Source organism: Pseudomonas sp. OVF7, from assembly GCF_030644265.1.
GTDB classification, from domain to species: Bacteria; Pseudomonadota; Gammaproteobacteria; order Pseudomonadales; family Pseudomonadaceae; genus Aquipseudomonas; species Aquipseudomonas gorinensis.
The window spans coordinates 6,370,573-6,391,845 of record NZ_CP128996.1 but is presented as its reverse complement, the minus strand read 5'-3'; the positions used below and the strand labels follow the sequence as shown (position 1 = coordinate 6,391,845).

Below are 21,273 nucleotides of genomic sequence, written 5' to 3'. Positions count from 1 at the left end.
CTCTCACAGCACCATGCCAGCATCGGGGAACAACGCCACTTTCCTCACCCACGATTCCGGGTAGAATGCGCGTTCGCATGCGGCCGTGAGGGCTGCTCGGGCCACTCACGGTGCGCCCTCCATCCCTATGTGTGGAAGAACCTGCCGATATGTTTGCGCCTTTGTTAAAGAAACTTTTTGGAAGCAAGAATGAGCGCGAAGTCAAACGCATGCTCAAGACGGTGCAGCTGGTCAATGCCTTCGAAGAGCAGATGGTTGCCCTTTCGGACGAGCAATTGCGCGCCAAGACCGAAGAGTTCAAGGCCCGCATAGCCAAAGGTGAAACCCTCGACAAGCTGCTCCCCGAAGCCTTTGCGGTTGCCCGTGAAGCCGGTAAGCGCGTCATGGGCATGCGCCACTTCGACGTCCAGTTGATCGGCGGCATGACCTTGCATGAAGGCATGATTGCCGAAATGCGTACCGGTGAAGGCAAGACCCTGGTGGCGACCCTGGGTGTTTACCTCAACGCACTGTCCGGCAAGGGCGTGCATGTTGTGACGGTGAACGACTACCTGGCCCGCCGGGACGCCAACTGGATGCGCCCGCTGTATGAATTCCTCGGCCTGACCGTCGGTGTCGTGACGCCGTTCCAACCGCCGGAAGAAAAACGCGCGGCCTACGCTGCCGACATCACCTACGGTACCAACAACGAATTCGGCTTCGACTACCTGCGCGACAACATGGCGTTCAGCATGGAAGAAAAATTCCAGCGTGAACTCAACTTTGCCGTCATCGACGAAGTCGACTCCATCCTCATCGACGAAGCCCGTACCCCGCTGATCATCTCCGGCCAGGCCGAAGACAGCTCGCGCCTGTACACCGAGATCAACAAGTTGATCCCGCGCCTGGAGCAGCACATCGAGGAAGTGGAAGGCGTGGTGACCAAAGAAGGTCACTTCACCATCGACGAGAAGACCCGCCAGGTCGAACTCAACGAAGCCGGCCACCAGTTCGTCGAAGACATGCTGACCCAGATCGGCCTGCTGGCCGAGGGCGAAAGCCTGTACTCGGCACACAACCTGGGCCTGTTGACCCACGTGTATGCTGGCCTGCGCGCCCACAAGCTGTTCCATCGCAACGTCGAATACATCGTCCAGGACGGCCAGGTCGTACTGGTTGACGAACACACCGGCCGTACCATGCCGGGTCGTCGTCTGTCCGAAGGCCTGCACCAGGCCATCGAAGCCAAGGAAATGCTCAACATCCAGGCTGAAAGCCAGACGTTGGCGTCCACGACTTTCCAGAACTACTTCCGTCTGTACAACAAGCTGTCCGGCATGACCGGTACCGCCGACACCGAAGCGTTCGAGTTCCACCAGATCTACGGTCTGTCGGTGGTGGTCATTCCGCCGAACAAGCCATTGGCGCGTAAAGACTTCAACGACCTGGTGTTCCTGACCGCCGAAGAGAAATACGCGGCGATCATCAATGACATCAAGGACGGCATGGCCCAGGGTCGTCCTATCCTGGTGGGTACCGCCACCATCGAGACTTCCGAGCATGTGTCCAACCTGCTCAACAAGGAAGGCATCGAGCACAAGGTCCTCAACGCCAAGTTCCACGAAAAAGAAGCCGAGATCATCGCCCAGGCCGGCCGCCCAGGCGCGCTGACCATCGCCACCAACATGGCCGGTCGTGGTACCGACATCCTGTTGGGCGGCAACTGGGAAGTGGAAGTCGCGTCCCTGGACAACCCGACCCCTGAGCAGATCGCCCAGATCAAGGCCGACTGGCAGAAACGCCACCAGGCGGTGCTGGAGTCCGGTGGCCTGCAGGTGATCGCTTCCGAGCGCCACGAGTCGCGCCGTATCGACAACCAGCTGCGTGGTCGTGCCGGTCGTCAGGGTGACGCCGGTTCCAGCCGTTTCTACCTGTCGCTGGAAGACAGCCTGATGCGTATCTTCGCCTCGGATCGGGTGAAGAACTTCATGAAGGCCCTGGGCATGCAGTCCGGTGAAGCGATCGAGCACCGCATGGTGACCAACGCCATCGAGAAGGCCCAGCGCAAGGTAGAAGGTCGTAACTTCGACATTCGTAAGCAACTGCTCGAGTTCGATGACGTCAACAACGAACAGCGTAAAGTGATCTATCACATGCGTAACACGTTGCTGGCCGCCGACAACATTGGCGAGACCATTGCCGATTTCCGCCAGGACGTGCTCAACGCCACCGTCAGCGCGCACATTCCGCCACAGTCCCTGCCTGAGCAGTGGGATGTTGCCGGTCTGGAAGCTGCGTTGAAGAGCGACTTCGGTGTTGACTTGCCGGTCCAGCAATGGCTCGACGAAGACGACCACCTGTACGAGGAAACCCTGCGCGAGAAGCTCATGACCGAGCTGCTGGCCGCGTACAACGAGAAAGAAGAGCAGGCGAGCGCCGAAGCCCTGCGTACTTTCGAAAAACAAATCGTACTGCGCGTACTGGATGACCTGTGGAAAGACCACCTGTCGACCATGGACCACCTGCGTCATGGCATCCACCTGCGTGGCTATGCCCAGAAGAACCCTAAGCAGGAGTACAAGCGCGAGTCGTTCACGCTGTTCTCCGAGCTGCTGGATTCGATCAAGCGCGATTCGATTCGCGTGTTGTCCCACGTCCAGGTGCGTCGCGAAGATCCTGTCGAGGAAGAAGCTCGCCTGCGCCAGGAAGCGGAGGCCTTGGCTGCGCGCATGCAATTCCAGCATGACGAAGCGCCAGGTCTCGAGGCTCCTGAGGTGTTGGGCGAGGAGGTCGATGTGGCCCTGGCCCAGACCCCCGTGCGCAACGAGCAGAAGCTGGGCCGTAACGAGCTGTGCTGGTGCGGTTCGGGCAAGAAGTACAAACACTGCCACGGCGAAATCAACTAAGATTTTCGCCTGACGCTGCAACACCCCGCGCCGCGACCGGCATCAGCCGTCGCGGCGTTTTGCCATTAATTCCTACCGTCGAACGCGACGGCACAGACATCACCTATTTTTAAGGAGCGCATTCATGGCTGTTGGTCTTGGTCCTTTGCCCACTTTGCACCCGGTTGCCGGTTTTGAACTCGGTATCGCTTCGGCCGGCATCAAACGCCCGGGGCGCAAGGATGTGGTGGTGATGCGCTGTGCCGAAGGCTCGACCGTCGCTGGTGTGTTCACCCTCAACGCCTTCTGCGCCGCGCCGGTGATCCTGGCCAAGCAGCGCGTGGCCGGCCCGATTCGTTACCTGTTGACCAACACCGGCAATGCCAACGCCGGCACCGGTGAACCTGGCCTGGTCGCCGCCGCCCGCACTTGCGCCAAGCTGGCGCAACTGACCGGCGTGGACGCCAGCCAGGTACTGCCGTACTCCACCGGCGTGATCGGCGAGCCGCTGCCCGTGGAAAAAATCGAAGCGGCCCTGCAAGCCGCGTTGGATGACCTGTCTGTGGATAACTGGGCGGCCGCCGCCACTGGCATCATGACCACCGACACCCTGCCCAAAGGTGCGAGCCGCCAATTCGTGCACGAAGGCGTGACGGTCACCGTGACCGGCATCAGCAAAGGTGCGGGCATGATTCGCCCGAACATGGCCACCATGCTCGGCTACATTGCCACCGACGCCAAAGTTTCCCGCGATGTGCTGCAACGCCTGATCCTGGATGGCGCCAACAAGTCGTTCAACCGCATCACCATTGATGGCGATACCTCCACCAACGATTGCTGCATGCTGATCGCCACTGGCCAAGCCAACCTGCCGCAAATCACCGAAGCCAACGGGCCGCTGTTTACTGCATTGAAGCAGGCGGTGTTCGAAGTGTGCATGGACGTGGCCCAGGCCATCGTGCGTGACGGCGAAGGCGCAACCAAGTTCGTCACGGTTGAAGTCAACGGCGGCGGCAACCACCAGGAATGCCTGGATGTCGGTTATACCGTGGCCCATTCGCCACTGATCAAGACTGCACTGTTCGCCTCCGACCCGAACTGGGGGCGTATCCTCGCCGCCGTCGGTCGTGCCGGCGTGCCGGACCTGGATGTGAGCAAGATCGACGTGTTCCTCGGCGACGTATGCATCGCCAGCGGTGGCGCGCGCGCCGAGACCTACACCGAAGCCCAGGGCTCGGCGGTGATGCAGCAGGAAGAAATCACCATCCGCATCGAACTGGGGCGTGGTAACTGCAGCGAAACCATCTGGACCACCGACCTGTCCCACGAATACGTGAAGATCAATGCGGAATACCGCACCTGAAAACGAACGTTACCTTGTAGGCGCGAGCTTGCTCGTGAAGAACGTCAACGATAACGCGGACATTCTGGATGCACGCGGTGCCTGGGCGTTTTTCGCGAGTAGGCTCGCTCCTGCAAAGGGCAGCTCAAAGCTTGTAAGGGAGACAGTGGCGTGAAACGAGTGCATGTAGCAGCAGCGGTGATCCGCGGCGTCGATGGCAGGATCCTGCTGGCGCGCCGCGCCGATACCCAGCATCAGGGCGGTCTCTGGGAGTTTCCTGGCGGCAAGGTGGAGGCCGACGAGTCGGTCGCCACCGCGCTGTCCCGCGAGTTGCAGGAAGAGCTGGGTATCCAGGTCACCACGGCGCGGCCACTGATCAAGGTGCAGCATGACTACCCGGACAAGCAGGTGTTGCTGGATGTCTGGGAAGTCTCGGCCTTTACCGGCGAGCCCCATGGTGCTGAAGGGCAGCCGCTGGCGTGGGTGGCCCAACGGGATTTGCTCAACTATGAGTTTCCGGCAGCCAATGCGCCGATCGTTGCCGCCGCACGCCTGCCCGCCGAATACCTGATCACCCCGGGCGAGCTGGAAACTCCGACATTGTTGCGTGGTATCCAGAAAGCCATTGCCGGTGGCGTCAAACTGGTTCAGTTGCGTGCCCCCAACGGTTATGACCCCAAGTACCGTGACCTTGCGGTGGACGCAGTGGGGCTGTGCGCCGGTAAGGCGCAGTTGATGCTCAAGGGGCCGTTTGAATGGCTGGGGGATTTTCCGGCGGCCGGCTGGCACATGACCGCCGCGCAACTGCGCAAATACGCGAGCAAGGGCCGCCCGCTGCCCAAGGATCGTTGGCTGGCGGCTTCCTGCCACAACGCCGAAGAACTGGCGCTGGCGGAAATGATGGACGTGGATTTTGTCACGCTGTCGCCCGTGCAGCCGACCCAGACCCATCCTGATGCCCAACCGTTGGGCTGGGAACTGGCGGCAGAGTTGATCCGTGGGTTCAGCAAACCGGTGTTTCTGTTAGGCGGGGTTGGGCCTGCGCAGCGGGAGCAGGCGTGGGAAGCCGGCGCTCAAGGTGTCGCAGGGATTCGGGCGTTCTGGCCTGAGCTTTGATGGTGCTCTGAAGGGCCCTATCGGGGGCAAGCCCCCTCCCACATTCGACCGAGTTCCAACTTTGGAATGTGATCAACATGTGGGAGGGGGCACCCCCGATGAGGCCCAATCAGTCACCGAATCATCATCAGTGCGGCTTCGCCGCCGCCTGCCACAACACTTCTGCAACACCCTGGCGCTTGGCAATCACCCGCGCCGCCACAAACAGCAAATCCGACAGCCGATTGATATACGCCAACCCCACCCCTTCCAACGGCTCTACAGCATTCAGATGCTGACAGCGCCGCTCGGCACTGCGCGCCAGGCTGCGGCATACATGGGCCTGGGCAATCAGCGCTGAACCACCAGGCAAGATAAAGTTTTCCAGCGGTCCGACTTCCTCGTTCCAGCGATCAATCGCTGCTTCCAGCCGATCAACTTCCGCCGCATTCAGTGCCTTGTACTCCGGCATCGCCAACTCGCCGCCCAGATCGAACAATCGATGCTGGCAAGGCGTAAGCACCTCGATCACGTCTTGTAAGCCTGGATGCTGCCCGCCGAGTGCTTCGAGATACGCCAGCAGCAACCCCAACTGACTGTTCAGCGTATCGACTTCGCCAATGGCTTCCACCCGTGGGTGGTCCTTGGGCACGCGGCGACCGTCGCCGAGGCCGGTTTCACCCTGGTCGCCGGTACGGGTGTAAATCTTCGACAGGCGAAAGCCCATGGTCAGTGCTCCAGTTGGGTAAGTTCAGCGGGGGACAATTGGCTGCCCGCCAGGGGCAGGCGCAAGGTGAAGCAGGTACCTTGGCCCAAGGTGGAGTGCACCTCCATCTGGCCCTTATGGTTGTTGGTGATGATGAAGTACGACACCGACAGCCCAAGCCCGGTGCCCTGGCCGATCTCCTTGGTGGTGAAGAATGGCTCGAACGTGCGTTTGCGCACGTTTTCGCTCATGCCGATACCGTTGTCTTCCACCTGGATTTCGGCCCAGGGCGGATTAAGCCGAGTGCGCAGGATGATGCGTCCCGGCTCGCGATCGTCCCCGCGCAGGTGAATGGCCTGGGCTGCGTTTTTCAGCAGGTTGAGCAACACCTGCTCCAGCTCGTTGGCGGTGCCGGGCACCGGGCCCAGTTGCGGGTCGAATTGGCGGATGATCGCCTGGCCCTTGAAGTCGAAGCCGATGGCGAGGTCGAAGTCATTACCGGCAATTTCCACGGCCTGGTCGATCAGGGCCGGCAAGTCGCAAGGCGCCATTTGCCGATTGCTGCGGCGGCTGAAACTGAGCATATGGGTCACGATCTTCGCCGCCCGCGCGCCGGCTTGCTGGATGCCGTCGAGCAGCTGCGGCACTTCGCGGCTTTGCAGGTAGCGGTTGACCGTGTCCAGGTCGATGCCAACCTGCTCGGCCTGTTCCAGGTTCTTGGGCAGGTCGGGCGACAAGCGGCGGCGGATGTTTTGCACGTTATGCAGGATCGCTCCCAGCGGGTTGTTGATCTCATGGGCCATGCCGGCCGCGAGCCCGCCGACGGAAAGCATTTTTTCCGACTGCACCATCATTTCTTCCAGGGACAGGCGCTGGGTGATGTCATCGATGCGGATCACCACGCCGCGCCCGGCACCGCCCGTCAGCGGGTAGAAGGTCAGGGCGTAATGCTTGGGCTCATCGTCCTTGATCCAGGTGACCCGCTCGATGCGTTCCACCGTGTGTTGCTCGACGGTAGCCTTGATTTGCGGCAGGTATGGCTTGAGGGGTTGGAAGGCGAGGTAGATCGGCTGGTTCAAGGCTTCGTCGAGGCGCGTACCGGAAAGCGCGCTGGCTTCCTGGTTCCACTGGGTGACATAGAGCTGCTCATCCAGGGCGATCAGCGCCGACGGCATGGAGTCGATGATACTGTTCAGGTAATTCTGGAAACCGGTGAGTTTTTTCTCGATCTTGCTGCGCACCTGGACTTCCAGTTCCAGCTTGCGGTTGGTGTGGCGCGTCTCCTCGGCCAGGCCCTGGGCCTGGGAATAGGCGGCCTGGGAGTCGTCCCGCGCGCGCTTGAGCTGCTGTTCGCGGGCTTCGATACGCGACAGCATGGTATTGAAGGCCTCGGCCAGGCTGCCGATTTCATCGCGGTTGCCGCGGCCGGCGCGCAGGGCGTAGTTCTCTTCGCGGGTGACCTGGCGGGACAGCTCTTCCAGCTCATGGATGGGGCGCGTGATCAAGCGTTTGATCTGCCGGGCGATGACCAGCCACAGCAGTACGCTGAAAATCAGGATACCCAGGCTGGCGGTCAGCGTACCGGTGTAGAACGCCACCGGCAGCTCACTGCTGGCCACCAGCAGCAAATGCCCGGATGGCTGGCCCGCGCGAGGCAGGGTGATCACCTGGTTGCTGCGGAATTCAGTGACCCGCCAGGCCTCGATATGCCGGTAGCTGTCCGGCAAGTGCAGGCGGTCGCCATGTTGCATCTGCGCCAGGCGGTTGCCTTCGCCGTCGTACAGTGCGGCGGCGCGCAGCGGCGAATAGCTGGTCAGTTCATTGAGCAGGGCGTCGGCCTTGGCTGGAGATTCCAGGGCTTCGGCGGCGAGTGCCGGGTTGGACACCAGCCGACCGATGGCCTGCAAGGCCTGGGGCGCCATGCTTTCCTGGGAAATCCAGTAGGCGGCGCTGATAAAGGTCAGGTTGGCCACCAGCAATACAGTGGTCAGCAGCACCAGTAGGGCGGCCAGCAGCTTTTGCCCCACCGGGAGATTTTCGAGACGCTGGCGCAGTGGCATCAGTTTTCCACAGGTAATAGACAAGTGGGCAGGGTAGCGCGTGCCTCAGTCGCTGGGCAATCCGCGTGCAATCAACTGCTCGACCAGGCGCATCTGCACCTGTTGCAAGTGCGGCAGGACCAATTGATGACGGTTGGCCGCCTGGCACGCATAGCCCAGCAGGTAGCTGATTTCGGTGCGCCGCGCGTTGGCCACGTCCTGGTACATCGAGGAGTAATTGGCGGCCGTGGCCTGGATCACTCGCTCTACCTCACTGTGCAGATCTTGCGCGGCGGCAGGCTGGCCGCAGCATTCGAGCAGCTCGCTCAGTTCGGCGCACAGGGTCGCGACTTCACACTGATGTGCCTGCAGGCCGCCATTTCGGCATTGGTACAGCACCGTCAGCGGGTTGATCGCGCAATTGAGCGCGAGTTTGCGCCACAGGCGGGTGAGGATGTCGGTGCTCCATTCGTGGGGGATGCCCGCAGCTTGCAGGTCATCCAGCCATAGCGGTGGAGTGGGGTGCTGAGCGTCGCCCAGCCAGGTGTAGCCATGCCCGGCGAATACCACGCGCCAGTCGCCGTCGCGAAACGCGCCTTCGGTGCTGGAGGCGAAGATGCAGCGCGCCTGGGGCAGTTGCGCCGCGACGGCGTCCTGGCTGCCCAGGCCGTTTTGCAAGAGGATCAGTTCGGCGTCCGGTACCAGTCGATGCTGCAACCGGGCGATGGCACCCTGGGCGTCGTAGGCTTTGCACGCCACCAGCAGACGATGAATCGGCCCGGGGCTGTCGGGTGTTTCGCCGATCACAGGGTAGGTGTGTGCTACGCCTTGCTCCACCAGGGTCAGCCCTGGCCCCGCCTGGTAGCTGGCCAGGCGCGCCTCATCGCGCAGGATCAGCCTCACGGGCACGCCGGCGCGCGTCAGGCGGGTGGCCCAGAGTGTGCCGAGGCTGCCGGCGCCGAGAATGTGCCAAGGGGTCGACATCAGTTTGTGCTCCGTAGGGGCGCCCACGGTGAATGGGGCGAAAGAACCGCTATAATGCCCCGGCATTTTAGCTCGGCGCGCTCCATCTTTACTGAGTCCGCCCTTTATATTGGAGAAATGACATGCCTTCGTTCGACGTGGTATCCGAACTGGACAAACACGAAGTCACCAACGCCGTCGAGAACGCCGTCAAGGAACTGGACCGCCGCTATGACTTGAAAGGCAAGGGCAGCTTCGAATTCAAGGAAAAGGAACTGACTGTCAACTTGACCGCTGAAGCCGATTTCCAGCTGGAAGCGATGATCGAGATCCTCAAGCTGGCCCTGGTCAAGCGCAAGATCGACGTGCAGTGCCTTGAAGTCAAGGACGCCTACGCCTCCGGCAAGCTGATGAAGCAGGAAGCCGTGCTCAAGGAAGGCATCGACAAGGAGCTGGCGAAGAAGATCGTCGCCCATATCAAGGATGCCAAGCTGAAAGTCCAGGCTGCCATCCAGGGTGAGCAGGTACGTGTCACCGGCAAGAAGCGTGACGACCTGCAAGAGGCAATCGCGGCCCTGCGCGCCAAGACATTCGACATGCCGCTGCAGTTCAATAACTTCCGCGACTGATGGCACTTCGGGGAACCTGCGGGCGTTTTCGACGTCCCACGCCCCAGAACCCACGCCTGCACTTGAGCCCTACGGGGCTCATTTGTGTTTCTAGGCCGTCAATAAGCCGCACATCCGCCACACAGGAGAAGCTACATGGATTTAAACGCTGAAATGGATCACTTGATCAAGACGTCGCAGTCGTGGATCCCGATGATCATGGAATACGGCAGCCGGGTGTTGCTGGCGGTGATCACCCTGGCCATTGGCTGGTGGCTGATCAACGTATTGACCCACCGCGTGGGCCGCCTGCTGGCCATGCGTAACGCGGACCTGGCGCTGCAGCACTTCATCACCAGCCTTGCGAACATTGCACTGAAAGTCATGCTGATCGTCAGCGTGGCCTCGATGATCGGCGTGGCAACCACCTCGTTCGTCGCGGCTATCGGTGCGGCTACCCTGGCCATCGGCCTGGCATTGCAAGGCAGCCTGGCCAACTTCGCCGGCGGGGTGCTGATTCTGTTGTTCCGTCCGTTCCGTATCGGCGACTGGATCGAAGCCCAGGGCACCGCCGGTACCGTCGACAGCATCCAGATCTTCCACACCGTGCTGCGCACCGGCGACAACAAGACCGTGATCGTGCCGAACGGCATCCTGTCCAATGGCATTATCACCAACACCAACCGTCAGCCGACCCGCAAGGTGGTGTTCGATGTGGGGGTGGATTACGAGGCCGATCTGCAAAAAGCCCGCGAAGTGCTGCTGGAGCTGGCGAAAGATCCGCGCGTGCTGGCTGACCCTGCGCCTGTTGCCGTGGTGTCGACCCTGGGTGACAGCTCAATCACTGTTTCTCTGCGTTGCTGGACCAATACCCCGGATTATTGGGATGTAGTGTTCATGCTTAATGAACTGTCGCGTGACCGTTTAAAGGCAGCCGGGATTGATATTCCATTTCCGCAGCGAGTTATACGAGTCATGCAAGAGGCTGCGCCGAAGTAAGCGAAAGCGTCATGTTTAACTTGGCCGAAAGGTCAGGTTAAACGTGTCAGCTTAATCTCGTTAGTTAGCTTGCTAGTTATTTATTCGCTGAAGTAAAACTGCAATAAAAAAGCCGCCCCCCTGGCTAGCAGAGGGGCGGCTTTTTTTGTTTAAGGCCGAAGCCTTAAGTCATCGTTGTAATCAAACGCTTAATTACAAGATGTTCAGCGGGTATTGCGCGATCAGACGCAGTTCGTCGATCGACGCCGAACCGTAGTACACGCCGTCAGACGAACGATAGGTCGCTTGACGGACGCGCAGGCTCAGGTCTTTGGCTGGGCCGCTCTGGATCACGTATTTGGCTTCGATGTCGCGTTCCCACTCTTTACCGTTCGAAGTGGTGCCAGTGTTGGCGCCGCTGCCGTTGACGTAACGAGTCATGAAGCTCAGGCCTGGCACGCCGAAGGTGGCCATGTTCAGGTCGTAGCGAGCTTGCCAGGATTTCTCGTCTTCAGCGTTGAAGTCGGAACGGGCGATGGAGTTGGCCAGGAAAATCGTGCCGCCGCCGTCTACGCCGTAACCGTAGTCGCCGTCACCGCTAACTTTCTGGTAGGCGAGGGTAAAGGTGTGAGCGCCGAGGGTATAGGCGCCCTGCAAGCTGTAGGCACGGTTATCCAGCTTGGTGGTGCCGTCTTTTTCTGCGCGTTGCAGGCCGGCGCCGTCGCTTTTGGTGCTGTAGATGTTGAAGTCGACAGCCAGGGACTGATCATCGCTAAGCGCGTGGGTCCAGTTCACGTTGGCGTAGAGTTTCTTCCAGTAGTCTTCCACTTTCGAGTAGTAGAGGCTGGTAGTGAACTCTGGGGTCCAGGAGTACACGCCGCCTACGAAGTTGGCGTCGCGCAGGCCAGTACCGGTACCCGGCTCGGAGCTTGCGATACTGTCCTTGTAGGTGTGGTCCTGGGCAACGATCGAGGTGAAGTGACCGGCTTCCAGTTTCAGGCCCTTGATCTCGTTGCTGGTGAGCGAGATACCTTGTGGCAGTTCTGGCAGGAGGCGGCTGTCATCGGATGCGAATACCGGGGCGGTGGTGTACTGGTCGCCCACTTTCAGGACCGTATCGGAAATACGGAACTTGATGGCTGCGCCACCCTTGGAGTAATCATCCTGCGCACGACCGTCGGAGCCGTTAGGGAACAGGCCGGTACCGGCACGGCCCTTGCCGCTGTCGAGTTTGATGCCCAGCAAACCAATGGCATCGACACCGACACCGATGGTGCCTTGGGTGTAACCCGAGCTGAACAGACCGTGGAAGCCGAGACCGGTTTCTTCGCGACGGCTTTGAGTGCCTGGCGCGTTGTTACGGAAGTCACGGCTGAAGTACAGGGTACGAGTCAGGATACTGGCTGTGCTGTCCTCGATAAAGCCCTTGGAATCGTCCTGGGCGGACGCCATTGCGAACTGCGAGGTGCCTGCTGAAACAGCCAGGGCGATCATGCTCCACTTCATCACGCGCATCGTGATTTGCTCCTTTGGTTTAGGAAGAGTACTGCCGTCCCACCTGTATTTTTATCTGGGCGGCTCTTTCTTTTTTGTGTCGGCGTAAAGTTATATCACGCAGACCGTATTGACGATACTTGTCCAACTATCCTTTCAGCTTCTTTACGAGGCTGTCGTAAATTGCTAGCTCCATGTCGCAAATTCACAGTCCGAATGTAACTGGACTGACAACTTCAATGCTGTTTTCAAACCCTTCAATAGTTTGGAGTCTTCCTTGATTCGCATTGAAACGCTGTTGTTCTTTTCGCGAAACACCTGCTTCCGAACGGGTGTCGTTGCCGACGATATGGGTGTGAATGCAACAAGCGCGCCCAAATCGGTAACTGAATGTCATTTTTTCGTGAAAATCGTTACTGCCCTGTAAAAACCGCATAAGCACGGGCTTTTTACGCCCTTTGGTTTGGTCTTGACGGCCGCGCATGACATCAGTGCGGTGGTACAAAAAACCTGTGCCTGCGCAAAACGTTACCGGTTCACCCCGATGAGTGGGTACTTGGCGGATCTCTTTGAGGCACAAGTGGGTCATTTTGGTGCGTTCCGGTGAGGCCCGTTCTAGCGTAGCTCATATATTCGCTTGCTTCGAAAAGGTGCAGGTTTTTTTGTCGGACCGTGCCGACGCTTCCTGCATTCGCCGTGAAGCCGCGAACAATCAACGGTATGCTGGGTACCTGAACTTGACCTGCCGAACGGAGTGCCCGCGGTGTTCGCCTTAGACCAACGCTTGCAACAAGACACACTGGCCCTCGGGGACTTCCCGCTGTGCCGCCTGCTGCTGTCCAATGACTCGAACTACCCATGGTTCATTCTGGTACCGCGTATCAACGGTATCAGCGAAGTGTTTCAGCTGGATGTCGCAGATCAACGAATCCTATGGGAAGAAACCACGGCCCTGGCGCAGTTGCTCAACGAAGGCTTGATGGCCGACAAGATGAATATTGGTGCATTGGGCAACGTCGTCAGCCAGTTGCACGTGCATGTGATCGTACGCAGGCGCGATGACGCGGCATGGCCGGCTCCGGTTTGGGGCAAGCATCCGGCGCAGCCGTACACTGAACAACAGGTAGCGGCTATTCGCGCGCGCATGCGTGAGTTGTTGCCTGCCGACTTTATTTTTGCGCAGGACTGAACCATGGATCTGCAAGACCGTGTGACGGACCTGGAAAGCCGCTTGGCCTTCCAGGACGACACCATCGAGACGCTCAACGATATTCTGGTGACCCAGCAGCGCGCGGTTGAACGCCTGCAGCTTCAGATGGCGGCGCTGCTCAAGCGCCAGGAAGAAATGGGCGGCCAGTTCGAAACCTCCGAAGAGGAGGCTCCACCGCCTCACTATTAATTGGCCCACCCTTAATAGTCGCGCATAAAAAACCGCGATCCAGCCTAGCTGGATCGCGGTTTTTTTTGCAGCGCGGGCTGAAATCAGCGACGTGGCAGGGCAGCGATCACGTCTTCGGCTTGCAGGCCTTTGTCGCGGTTCATGACGGAGAATTCCACACGCTGGCCTTCGACCAGAACGCGATGGCCTTCGCCACGGATGGCCCGGAAGTGGACGAAGATATCGTCGCCCGAATCGCGGGAAATAAAGCCGAAGCCTTTGGACGTGTTGAACCACTTGACGGTCCCGGTATCCCGATTGGTCATGTCGTAGTTTTGCGACGCGGCCGCAGGGGACGAACGGTAGAAGCTGATGGCCAGGTGAAGAACGATGGCGACCAGCGCAATGACCAGGCTGAGCAGGATGGCCGGGTGGCCGCCGACTTCAGGCATGGGTGCCAGGAGGGTGAGAGTTTGGACCACAACAGTCAGCACCAACAGCGCACTGACGAGGTTTTGCAGTTGATGACGCATGCCTTTGTTCCAGTACGGAATCACGGGCGCCAGCGTCAGGTTAAGAAGGCCGAACAAGGCCAGGTACAGAGCGTCATGTTGTTGCAGGTAGGGCAGGCTTTCAGGCTGCAGGCTCGGGATAAAGGACAGCAGCAAAGCTGCAACGCCCGTTAGCAGGTGGACGATTTTCAACATTTTGATTAACTCACGTTAAGACGGATCACAAGGAAGAGCTGACTGGCACGGTTCGCTTCTGAACAATGGGAGGCGTTGAGCACGTGCACGGGTATCAGCCTATGCGCTGGCCGAAGAAAATAACGGCAGCGACACGCTGCCTATTTAACAGCAAAGGCTGTGCCTACTCAAATCAAGCATTTCCAGGCATTGCAAGGGGTGTGGCATTTCTGCGTCAAACGCTTGTCCTAGACGTTTGCAGGCTTTTTTATCGCTATCAGGCAAATCGCCTGTCGGGCGCAAAGCCTTGCTTGTCACAGGCCGGTGCGCCCGCGCGGGGCGAATTGCCGCACGTCGCCTGGTGCTGCCGGGCTGCACAAGGTGGGGACTCTTGCTAGAGTGGTCCTGCACCTGATCAATGAATGCTTGTCAATTGAAGGGGATAAACATGGCAATCGATATCGGTATCAGTGAAGAAGATCGTAAATCCATCGTCGATGGGCTTTCGCGACTGCTTTCCGATACCTATGTACTGTACCTGAAGACCCACAATTTCCATTGGAACGTCACGGGCCCCATGTTCCGCACGCTGCACCTGATGTTCGAGGAGCAGTACAACGAGCTGGCGCTGGCGGTGGACTCCATTGCCGAACGTATCCGTGCCCTGGGCTTTCCGGCGCCGGGTGCCTATTCGATCTATGCCCGTCTTTCTTCGATCAAGGAAGAAGAAGGCGTACCGAGCGCAGAAGAGATGATCAAGCAATTGGTTGCGGGCCAGGAAGCGGTCACGCGGACCGCCCGTGGCATTTTCCCGCTGCTCGACAAAGTCAGTGACGAGCCAACGGCCGACTTGTTGACCCAACGCATGCAGGTTCACGAGAAAACCGCGTGGATGCTGCGTTCCCTGCTCGAAAACCAGTAACCATCGACCTCGAGTGGCGTCGCCCCGGCGCCGCTCGCGGGTTTCCCCGCGCTTCCTGGCGTTCTCCTACGATGATCGACTCTCCGTCTTCTGGCTGCCCCTGTCTTCCTGCTGTTTTATAGGCCTATCGCCCAATGGGAGAAACCCATGGGCTGTTGTTTGGCAACGGAGTGTCAGGTGTATGTCACGTGGAGCGGTGAGTGGAGTGATGGAAACGGGTGGTTTTCAGAAGATAAAGGTCGATCCCTTCTCCAGGGGGTTCGATATGGGATTGGCCAGGCCGTTGTCCCGATCGGTCAGGCTCAACGGTTTTTCCACCTGTCTGCGGCTCGAGCAGATCTATTGGAATATCCTCACGGAGATTGCCAGGCTCAATGCCTGTTCGGTCAGTGCATTGCTGTCTTACGTCGATCGGGAAGTGCATTTGCGGTATGGAGGCGTAAAAAACTTCAGTGGACTGGTCAGGGTCGTGTGCGTGGTTCACCTGTTAAAAGGCTGCAGCGCACCGTTGAGTCCTGAGTAATCTTGCGGTTCCGTGGCCAGGCCTGCCCCAGGGCGGGCCTGGCTTCGGGCAGAAAGCCGGCTGCGCTGCCTCGATTTACCAGATATAATCCCGCGCTTTGCTGCGAATGCCGGGGCTTGATCCGTTGGGCAGGCGTAGCGCGTAACGATCTGATCGCCGAGACATCTCCATGCCCATGTACGACTATCAATGTGCTTCCTGTGGTCATCAGTTGGAAGCCATTCAAAAGATCAGCGCAGCGCCGTTGGTCGATTGCCCGGCCTGCCAGGCGCCTGAACTCAAGAAGATGTTGTCCATGCCGGGCTTCCGCCTGAGTGGCAGCGGCTGGTACGAGACCGATTTCAAGACCGGCTCGAAGAAGAATCTGGCCGGCGGCGACAAAGCAGACTGAGTTGAACTCTACGCGCGGGCTCCTGCATTATCCGTCCCCTGCTTAACTGTGCGGTGACGAGGCAGGCCTCCACCGAATTTCGAATTACGAATTACGAGAAGTGAAACCACTACCATGATGCGCAGCCACTATTGCGGCCAACTGAACGAGACCCTGGATGGTCAGGAAATCACCCTTTGCGGATGGGTTCACCGTCGCCGCGACCACGGCGGGGTGATCTTCCTCGATATCCGTGATCGTGATGGTCTGGCCCAGGTGGTGTTCGACCCGGATCGCGCCGAGAGCTTCGCCGCCGCCGACCGCGTGCGCAGCGAATACGTCGTGAAGATCACCGGCAAGGTACGCCTGCGTCCGGCCGGGGCTGTGAACCCGAACATGGCGTCCGGCGCAATCGAAGTGCTGGGCTACGAGCTGGAAGTGCTGAACGAATCGGAAACCCCGCCGTTCCCGCTTAACGAATACTCCGACGTCGGCGAAGAAACCCGCCTGCGCTACCGCTTCCTGGACCTGCGTCGTCCGGAAATGGCCGAGAAGCTGCGCCTGCGTTCGCGCATGACCACCAGCATCCGTCGCTTCCTGGACGAGAACGGCTTTCTCGACGTCGAAACGCCGATCCTCACCCGGGCTACCCCGGAAGGCGCGCGTGACTACCTGGTGCCAAGCCGCACCCACGCCGGCAGCTTCTTCGCCCTGCCGCAATCGCCGCAGTTGTTCAAGCAACTGCTGATGGTGGCCGGCTTTGACCGTTACTACCAGATCGCCAAGTGCTTCCGTGACGAAGACCTGCGCGCCGATCGCCAACCTGAATTCACCCAGATCGACATCGAGACCAGCTTCCTCGATGAAAAAGAGATCATGGGTATCACCGAACAAATGATCCGCAACCTGTTCAAGGAAGTGCTGGACCTGGAATTCGGCGAATTCCCGCACATGACTTTCGAAGAAGCCATGCGCCGCTACGGTTCCGACAAGCCAGACCTGCGTAACCCGCTGGAACTGGTGGACGTGGCCGACCAGCTTAAAGATGTCGATTTCAAGGTGTTCAGCGGCCCGGCCAACGACCCGAAATGCCGCATCGCCGCCCTGCGTGTGCCTGGTGGCGCGAGCATGCCGCGCAAGCAGATCGACGACTACACCAAGTTTGTCGGCATCTACGGTGCCAAGGGCCTGGCGTACATCAAGGTCAACGAGCGCGCCAAAGGTGTTGAAGGCCTGCAGTCGCCTATCGTGAAGAACATCCCGGAAGCCAACCTCAATGTGATCCTGGATCGCGTTGGTGCGGTCGACGGCGACATCGTGTTCTTCGGCGCCGACAAGGCCAAGATCGTCAGTGAAGCCCTCGGCGCGCTGCGGATCAAGCTGGGCCACGACCTCGACCTGCTGACCTGCAAGTGGGCACCGATGTGGGTCGTCGACTTCCCGATGTTCGAAGAGAACGACGACGGCAGCTTCAGCGCCTTGCACCACCCGTTCACTGCGCCGAAGTGCTCTCCTGAAGAGCTGGAAGCCAACCCGGCGGGCGCTCTGTCCCGTGCCTACGACATGGTGCTGAACGGCACCGAGCTGGGTGGCGGTTCGATCCGTATCCATCGCAAAGAGATGCAGCAAGCGGTATTCCGCCTGCTGGGCATCAACGAAGCGGAACAGGAAGAGAAGTTCGGCTTCCTGCTCGACGCCCTGAAATACGGCGCGCCGCCGCACGGTGGCCTGGCCTTCGGCCTGGATCGCCTGGTGATGCTGATGACTGGCGCCCAGTCGATCCGTGAAGTGATCGCGTTCCCGAAAACCCAGAGCGCTGCGGACGTCATGACCCAGGCGCCGGGTGTGGTGGATGCCAAGGCACTGCGCGAGTTGCACATTCGCCTGCGCGAGACGCCGAAGGCTGAGTAAGGCTGCTGCGTGAAAGCGCGATAAGGTTTTACGCGGTCAAAAAGGCGCATCTTCGGATGCGCCTTTGCGTTACAAGGGTTGCATCCCGCCTGGGGCGGGGTTGATAAGGTTTCTAGAGAATTTCGGAGTTGTGTTATGGCTGGCCATTCCAAGTGGGCGAACATCAAGCACCGCAAAGAGCGTCAGGATGCCAAGAAAGGCAAGATCTTCACCAAGTGGATTCGCGAACTGACGGTCGCTGCCCGCCAGGGCGGTGGTGACCCAGGCTCCAACCCGCGTCTGCGCCTGGCGCTGGATAAAGCCCTCGGCGCCAACATGAGCCGCGACATCATCGACCGCGCCGTGGCCCGTGGTGCCGGGGCGGCCGATACCGACGACATGGTCGAGCTTACCTACGAAGGCTACGGCCCGGGTGGCGTGGCGGTGATGGTCGAGTGCATGACCGATAACCGCAACCGTACCGCGGCGGCGGTGCGCCATGCGTTCAGCAAGTGCGGGGGTAACCTCGGCACAGACGGTTCGGTAGCCTACCTGTTCGAGCGCAAGGGGCAGATCTCCTTCGCACCGGGTGTGGATGAAGATGCGCTGATGGAAGCGGCAATGGAGGCGGATGCCGACGACGTGGTGACCAATGAAGACGGCTCCATTGACGTGTTCACCTCGTTCGCCGGGTTCTACGCCGTGCGTAACGCGCTGGAAGCGGCCGGTTTCAAAGGTACCGACGCGGAAATCGTGATGCTGCCAACCACCAGCGCCGAGCTGGACCTGGACGGCGCGCAGAAAGTACTGAAGATGCTGGATATGCTCGAAGACCTGGATGACGTGCAGAACGTGTATTCGAATGCCGACATCCCTGAATCTGTAGCCGAACAGCTAGGCTGAAGGGCGATGTAGTTTTAAATGTGGGAGGGGGCTTGCCCCCGATAGCGGTGGTTCAGTCGATTGAGAGATAACTGACACACTGCCATCGGGGGCAAGTCCCCTCCCACATTGGGCCTCCCTGTATCAAAAATTGTGTTTACCCGACCTGCAGGCCTTATGACTTTAATCCTAGGTATCGACCCCGGTTCGCGCATTACCGGCTTTGGCGTGGTGCAACACACCCCGCGCGGCTGCGTCTATGTCGCCTCGGGCTGTATTCGTACCGGCGCGGGCGAGTTGGCTGAGCGCTTGCAGATCGTCTATCGCGGCGTGCGTGAAGTGATCCAGACCTACGGGCCAGTGACCATGGGCATCGAAAAGGTGTTCATGGCCAAGAATGCCGACTCGGCCCTCAAGCTCGGCCAGGCCCGTGGCGCTGCCATCGTGGCCGGTGCCGAGGAAGGCATGGAAATCGCCGAATACACCGCGACCCAGGTCAAGCAAGCAGTGGTTGGCACGGGGGCGGCGAATAAAGAGCAGGTGCAGATGATGGTGATGCACATGCTCAAGCTCACCTCAAAACCGCAGATCGATGCCTCCGACGCCCTGGCCATTGCCATTTGCCATGCGCACACGCGCTCCAGCCTGCTACCGCACGGCTTGGGGACGGCACGCAGTCGTGGCGGGCGCCTGCGTCTCTGATAGCATCAGCGCAATCGTTATTTCCGGTCAGGCCTCGATCTGACCCCACGCTTTAAGGATCTGAACCGTGATTGGACGCTTGCGCGGCACCCTGGCTGAGAAACAGCCGCCGCACCTGATTCTGGATGTCAACGGGTTGGGGTATGAGCTGGAAGTGCCCATGACTACCCTGTATCGCCTACCGTCGGTCGGTGAACCCATAACGCTGCACACCCACCTGGTGGTGCGCGAAGACGCGCAACTACTCTATGGTTTCATCGGCAAGCGCGACCGCGACTTCTTCCGCGAGCTGATTCGCCTTAATGGCGTGGGGCCGAAGTTGGCCCTGGCGTTGATGTCGAGCCTGGAAGTGGACGAACTGGTGCGTGCCGTTTCGGCCCAGGACACCTCGGCGTTGACCAAGGTGCCGGGCGTGGGCAAGAAAACCGCCGAGCGCCTGCTGGTGGAGCTCAAGGACCGCTTCAAGGCCTGGGAAGTGGTGCCGAGCATGTTCGCCCTGGTGCCGAACCAGCCGGATATGCCGGCAGGCCAGGTGGCCAGCGCTGAAAGCGATGCCGTCAGCGCGCTGATCTCCCTGGGCTACAAGCCGCAGGAGGCGAGCAAGGCGGTGTCGGCCATCAAGGACAAGAACCTGAGCAGCGAAGACATGATCCGCCGAGCCCTGAAGGGAATGATTTAAGTGATTGAAGCTGATCGTCTGATCGCGGCCACGGGCCCCCGTGACCGCGAAGAAATCCAGGACCGTGCCATCCGGCCCCTGAGCCTGGCCGACTACATCGGCCAGCCTACCGTGCGCGAGCAGATGGAGTTGTTCATCCAGGCCGCGCGCGGGCGCAGCGAGTCCCTGGATCACACCCTGATCTTTGGCCCGCCGGGGCTGGGTAAAACCACCCTGGCCAACATCATTGCCCAGGAAATGGGCGTGTCGATCAAGTCGACTTCCGGCCCGGTGCTGGAGCGTCCTGGCGACCTGGCGGCGCTGCTGACCAATCTTGAACCCCATGACGTGTTGTTTATCGACGAAATCCATCGGTTGTCGCCGATCGTCGAGGAAGTGCTGTACCCCGCCATGGAAGACTTCCAGCTCGACATCATGATCGGCGAAGGCCCCGCGGCCCGATCGATCAAGCTCGACCTGCCGCCATTCACCCTGGTGGGGGCGACCACGCGTGCGGGCATGCTGACCAACCCGCTGCGAGACCGTTTCGGTATCGTTCAACGTCTGGAGTTCTATAGCACCGCAGACCTGGCGACCATCGTCAGCCGTTCGGCCGGCATTCTCGGCCTGCCCCTGGATCCGGAAGGCGCGTTTGAAATCGCCCGTCGGGCCCGGGGCACGCCACGTATTGCCAACCGTCTGCTGCGCCGCGTGCGTGATTTTGCCGAGGTGCGGGCCAAGGGGCATATCACCAAGCCGGTGGCCGACCTGGCCTTGAACCTGCTGGATGTGGACGAGCATGGCTTCGATCACCAGGATCGACGTCTACTCTTGACCATGATCGAGAAGTTCGACGGTGGCCCGGTGGGGGTAGACAGCCTGGCCGCGGCCATCAGTGAAGAGCGCCATACCATTGAAGATGTGCTGGAACCGTACCTGATCCAGCAGGGCTACATCATGCGCACGCCAAGGGGGCGGGTGGTCACGCGCCATGCCTATTTGCACTTCGGGTTAAACATTCCGTCACGATTGGGTGAGATGCCCGTGGTAGACGAATTCCTGGATGCAGTGGACGATTAAAAAGACCACGTGGATCGATTTATTCAAGGTTTGTGCTGTCCTAGTGGCTGGTGTCGTCATTCAGTCACTGGAAATATTCTCGAACGCAAAAAG

General features: G+C 59.8%; 21 protein-coding genes. 15 read left to right on the top strand and 6 right to left on the bottom strand.

The window, feature by feature from the left end:
• Window positions 1-149 precede the first annotated feature (149 nt).
• From secA to QU606_RS29090, 3 genes are all read left to right on the top strand, one after another.
• Window positions 150-2,885 (top strand): preprotein translocase subunit SecA, encoded by a 2,736-nt coding sequence (gene secA, locus QU606_RS29100; protein ID WP_024077161.1) that lies wholly within the window; start codon window positions 150-152, stop codon window positions 2,883-2,885.
• 124 nt (window positions 2,886-3,009) lie between these two features.
• Window positions 3,010-4,227, top strand: coding sequence for a bifunctional glutamate N-acetyltransferase/amino-acid acetyltransferase ArgJ (gene argJ / locus QU606_RS29095; protein ID WP_024077160.1), 1,218 nt, complete (start codon window positions 3,010-3,012; stop codon window positions 4,225-4,227).
• 150 nt (window positions 4,228-4,377) lie between these two features.
• Complete coding sequence (locus tag QU606_RS29090) at window positions 4,378-5,322, top strand: Nudix family hydrolase (protein WP_024077159.1); 945 nt, start codon at window positions 4,378-4,380, stop codon at window positions 5,320-5,322.
• A gap of 127 nt (window positions 5,323-5,449) precedes the next feature.
• Here the strand turns inward: QU606_RS29090 and QU606_RS29085 are convergent, their stop codons facing one another.
• The 3 genes from QU606_RS29085 to QU606_RS29075 are packed head-to-tail and all read right to left on the bottom strand — an operon-like array spanning window position 5,450 to window position 9,030.
• Window positions 5,450-6,028 carry a cob(I)yrinic acid a,c-diamide adenosyltransferase gene (locus tag QU606_RS29085; protein ID WP_024077158.1) on the bottom strand — a complete coding sequence of 193 codons (579 nt, stop codon included), beginning with the start codon at window positions 6,026-6,028 and terminating at the stop codon, window positions 5,450-5,452.
• A 2-nt stretch (window positions 6,029-6,030) separates the two neighbouring features.
• Window positions 6,031-8,067 carry an ATP-binding protein gene (locus QU606_RS29080; protein ID WP_024077157.1) on the bottom strand — a complete coding sequence of 679 codons (2,037 nt, stop codon included), beginning with the start codon at window positions 8,065-8,067 and terminating at the stop codon, window positions 6,031-6,033.
• A gap of 45 nt (window positions 8,068-8,112) precedes the next feature.
• Complete coding sequence (locus QU606_RS29075; protein WP_069077451.1) at window positions 8,113-9,030, bottom strand: putative 2-dehydropantoate 2-reductase; 918 nt, start codon at window positions 9,028-9,030, stop codon at window positions 8,113-8,115.
• Between the two features lie 122 nt (window positions 9,031-9,152).
• Between QU606_RS29075 and QU606_RS29070 the strand changes: the two genes are divergently transcribed.
• Both QU606_RS29070 and QU606_RS29065 read left to right on the top strand, forming a co-directional pair.
• The gene (locus QU606_RS29070; protein WP_003193880.1) at window positions 9,153-9,638 is read left to right on the top strand and encodes a YajQ family cyclic di-GMP-binding protein; all 486 of its coding nucleotides are present in this window, start codon (window positions 9,153-9,155) and stop codon (window positions 9,636-9,638) included.
• A 135-nt stretch (window positions 9,639-9,773) separates the two neighbouring features.
• Window positions 9,774-10,616: a mechanosensitive ion channel family protein gene (locus tag QU606_RS29065; protein ID WP_024077155.1), complete on the top strand. Its 843-nt coding sequence runs from the start codon at window positions 9,774-9,776 to the stop codon at window positions 10,614-10,616.
• Window positions 10,617-10,808: 192 nt separating this feature from the next.
• Here QU606_RS29065 and QU606_RS29060 read toward each other — a convergent pair whose 3' ends face one another.
• Window positions 10,809-12,110, bottom strand: a complete 1,302-nt coding sequence (locus QU606_RS29060) for an OprD family porin (RefSeq protein ID WP_024077154.1) — start codon at window positions 12,108-12,110, stop codon at window positions 10,809-10,811.
• A gap of 184 nt (window positions 12,111-12,294) precedes the next feature.
• Complete coding sequence (locus QU606_RS29055; protein ID WP_143036939.1) at window positions 12,295-12,678, bottom strand: hypothetical protein; 384 nt, start codon at window positions 12,676-12,678, stop codon at window positions 12,295-12,297.
• A 174-nt stretch (window positions 12,679-12,852) separates the two neighbouring features.
• Here QU606_RS29055 and QU606_RS29050 point away from each other — a divergent pair, with 174 nt between their 5' ends.
• Together QU606_RS29050 and QU606_RS29045 are read left to right on the top strand one after the other, a co-directional pair.
• Window positions 12,853-13,278 (top strand): HIT domain-containing protein, encoded by a 426-nt coding sequence (locus QU606_RS29050; protein ID WP_041161288.1) that lies wholly within the window; start codon window positions 12,853-12,855, stop codon window positions 13,276-13,278.
• Window positions 13,279-13,281: 3 nt separating this feature from the next.
• Complete coding sequence (locus tag QU606_RS29045) at window positions 13,282-13,488, top strand: SlyX family protein (protein ID WP_024077152.1); 207 nt, start codon at window positions 13,282-13,284, stop codon at window positions 13,486-13,488.
• Window positions 13,489-13,571: 83 nt separating this feature from the next.
• Here the strand turns inward: QU606_RS29045 and QU606_RS29040 are convergent, their stop codons facing one another.
• Window positions 13,572-14,174 carry a cold-shock protein gene (locus tag QU606_RS29040; RefSeq protein ID WP_024077151.1) on the bottom strand — a complete coding sequence of 201 codons (603 nt, stop codon included), beginning with the start codon at window positions 14,172-14,174 and terminating at the stop codon, window positions 13,572-13,574.
• 427 nt (window positions 14,175-14,601) lie between these two features.
• Between QU606_RS29040 and QU606_RS29035 the strand changes: the two genes are divergently transcribed.
• The 8 genes from QU606_RS29035 (at window position 14,602) to ruvB (ending at window position 21,180) form a co-directional block, all read left to right on the top strand.
• Complete coding sequence (locus tag QU606_RS29035; RefSeq protein WP_003193874.1) at window positions 14,602-15,075, top strand: Dps family protein; 474 nt, start codon at window positions 14,602-14,604, stop codon at window positions 15,073-15,075.
• 181 nt (window positions 15,076-15,256) lie between these two features.
• Complete coding sequence (locus QU606_RS29030; protein WP_041161008.1) at window positions 15,257-15,598, top strand: ribbon-helix-helix domain-containing protein; 342 nt, start codon at window positions 15,257-15,259, stop codon at window positions 15,596-15,598.
• A 169-nt stretch (window positions 15,599-15,767) separates the two neighbouring features.
• Window positions 15,768-15,989, top strand: coding sequence for an FmdB family zinc ribbon protein (locus QU606_RS29025; RefSeq protein WP_010208103.1), 222 nt, complete (start codon window positions 15,768-15,770; stop codon window positions 15,987-15,989).
• A gap of 114 nt (window positions 15,990-16,103) precedes the next feature.
• The gene (aspS, locus tag QU606_RS29020; RefSeq protein WP_024077149.1) at window positions 16,104-17,879 is read left to right on the top strand and encodes an aspartate--tRNA ligase; all 1,776 of its coding nucleotides are present in this window, start codon (window positions 16,104-16,106) and stop codon (window positions 17,877-17,879) included.
• A gap of 135 nt (window positions 17,880-18,014) precedes the next feature.
• The gene (locus tag QU606_RS29015; protein ID WP_024077148.1) at window positions 18,015-18,761 is read left to right on the top strand and encodes a YebC/PmpR family DNA-binding transcriptional regulator; all 747 of its coding nucleotides are present in this window, start codon (window positions 18,015-18,017) and stop codon (window positions 18,759-18,761) included.
• Between the two features lie 156 nt (window positions 18,762-18,917).
• Window positions 18,918-19,442 carry a crossover junction endodeoxyribonuclease RuvC gene (gene ruvC / locus QU606_RS29010; RefSeq protein WP_024077147.1) on the top strand — a complete coding sequence of 175 codons (525 nt, stop codon included), beginning with the start codon at window positions 18,918-18,920 and terminating at the stop codon, window positions 19,440-19,442.
• 67 nt (window positions 19,443-19,509) lie between these two features.
• A complete protein-coding gene (ruvA, locus tag QU606_RS29005; protein ID WP_003175802.1) occupies window positions 19,510-20,121 on the top strand; it encodes a Holliday junction branch migration protein RuvA in 612 nt (203 codons plus the stop codon).
• Window positions 20,122-21,180 (top strand): Holliday junction branch migration DNA helicase RuvB, encoded by a 1,059-nt coding sequence (ruvB, locus tag QU606_RS29000; RefSeq protein WP_024077146.1) that lies wholly within the window; start codon window positions 20,122-20,124, stop codon window positions 21,178-21,180. It begins immediately after the preceding gene.
• The last annotated feature ends 93 nt before the right edge of the window (window positions 21,181-21,273 follow it).

What these genes read in the sequence shown, in the direction of transcription:
- secA (WP_024077161.1), top strand. Translation starts at nt 150, where the DNA reads ATGTTTGCGCCTTTGTTAAAGAAACTTTTTGGAAGCAAGAATGAGCGC.
- argJ (WP_024077160.1), top strand. Translation starts at nt 3,010, where the DNA reads ATGGCTGTTGGTCTTGGTCCTTTGCCCACTTTGCACCCGGTTGCCGGT.
- QU606_RS29085 (WP_024077158.1), bottom strand. Translation starts at nt 6,028, where the DNA reads ATGGGCTTTCGCCTGTCGAAGATTTACACCCGTACCGGCGACCAGGGT.
- QU606_RS29080 (WP_024077157.1), bottom strand. Translation starts at nt 8,067, where the DNA reads ATGCCACTGCGCCAGCGTCTCGAAAATCTCCCGGTGGGGCAAAAGCTG.
- QU606_RS29075 (WP_069077451.1), bottom strand. Translation starts at nt 9,030, where the DNA reads ATGTCGACCCCTTGGCACATTCTCGGCGCCGGCAGCCTCGGCACACTC.
- QU606_RS29070 (WP_003193880.1), top strand. Translation starts at nt 9,153, where the DNA reads ATGCCTTCGTTCGACGTGGTATCCGAACTGGACAAACACGAAGTCACC.
- QU606_RS29065 (WP_024077155.1), top strand. Translation starts at nt 9,774, where the DNA reads ATGGATTTAAACGCTGAAATGGATCACTTGATCAAGACGTCGCAGTCG.
- QU606_RS29060 (WP_024077154.1), bottom strand. Translation starts at nt 12,110, where the DNA reads ATGCGCGTGATGAAGTGGAGCATGATCGCCCTGGCTGTTTCAGCAGGC.
- QU606_RS29055 (WP_143036939.1), bottom strand. Translation starts at nt 12,678, where the DNA reads ATGACCCACTTGTGCCTCAAAGAGATCCGCCAAGTACCCACTCATCGG.
- QU606_RS29045 (WP_024077152.1), top strand. Translation starts at nt 13,282, where the DNA reads ATGGATCTGCAAGACCGTGTGACGGACCTGGAAAGCCGCTTGGCCTTC.
- QU606_RS29040 (WP_024077151.1), bottom strand. Translation starts at nt 14,174, where the DNA reads ATGTTGAAAATCGTCCACCTGCTAACGGGCGTTGCAGCTTTGCTGCTG.
- QU606_RS29035 (WP_003193874.1), top strand. Translation starts at nt 14,602, where the DNA reads ATGGCAATCGATATCGGTATCAGTGAAGAAGATCGTAAATCCATCGTC.
- QU606_RS29030 (WP_041161008.1), top strand. Translation starts at nt 15,257, where the DNA reads ATGTCACGTGGAGCGGTGAGTGGAGTGATGGAAACGGGTGGTTTTCAG.
- QU606_RS29025 (WP_010208103.1), top strand. Translation starts at nt 15,768, where the DNA reads ATGCCCATGTACGACTATCAATGTGCTTCCTGTGGTCATCAGTTGGAA.
- aspS (WP_024077149.1), top strand. Translation starts at nt 16,104, where the DNA reads ATGATGCGCAGCCACTATTGCGGCCAACTGAACGAGACCCTGGATGGT.
- QU606_RS29015 (WP_024077148.1), top strand. Translation starts at nt 18,015, where the DNA reads ATGGCTGGCCATTCCAAGTGGGCGAACATCAAGCACCGCAAAGAGCGT.
- ruvC (WP_024077147.1), top strand. Translation starts at nt 18,918, where the DNA reads ATGACTTTAATCCTAGGTATCGACCCCGGTTCGCGCATTACCGGCTTT.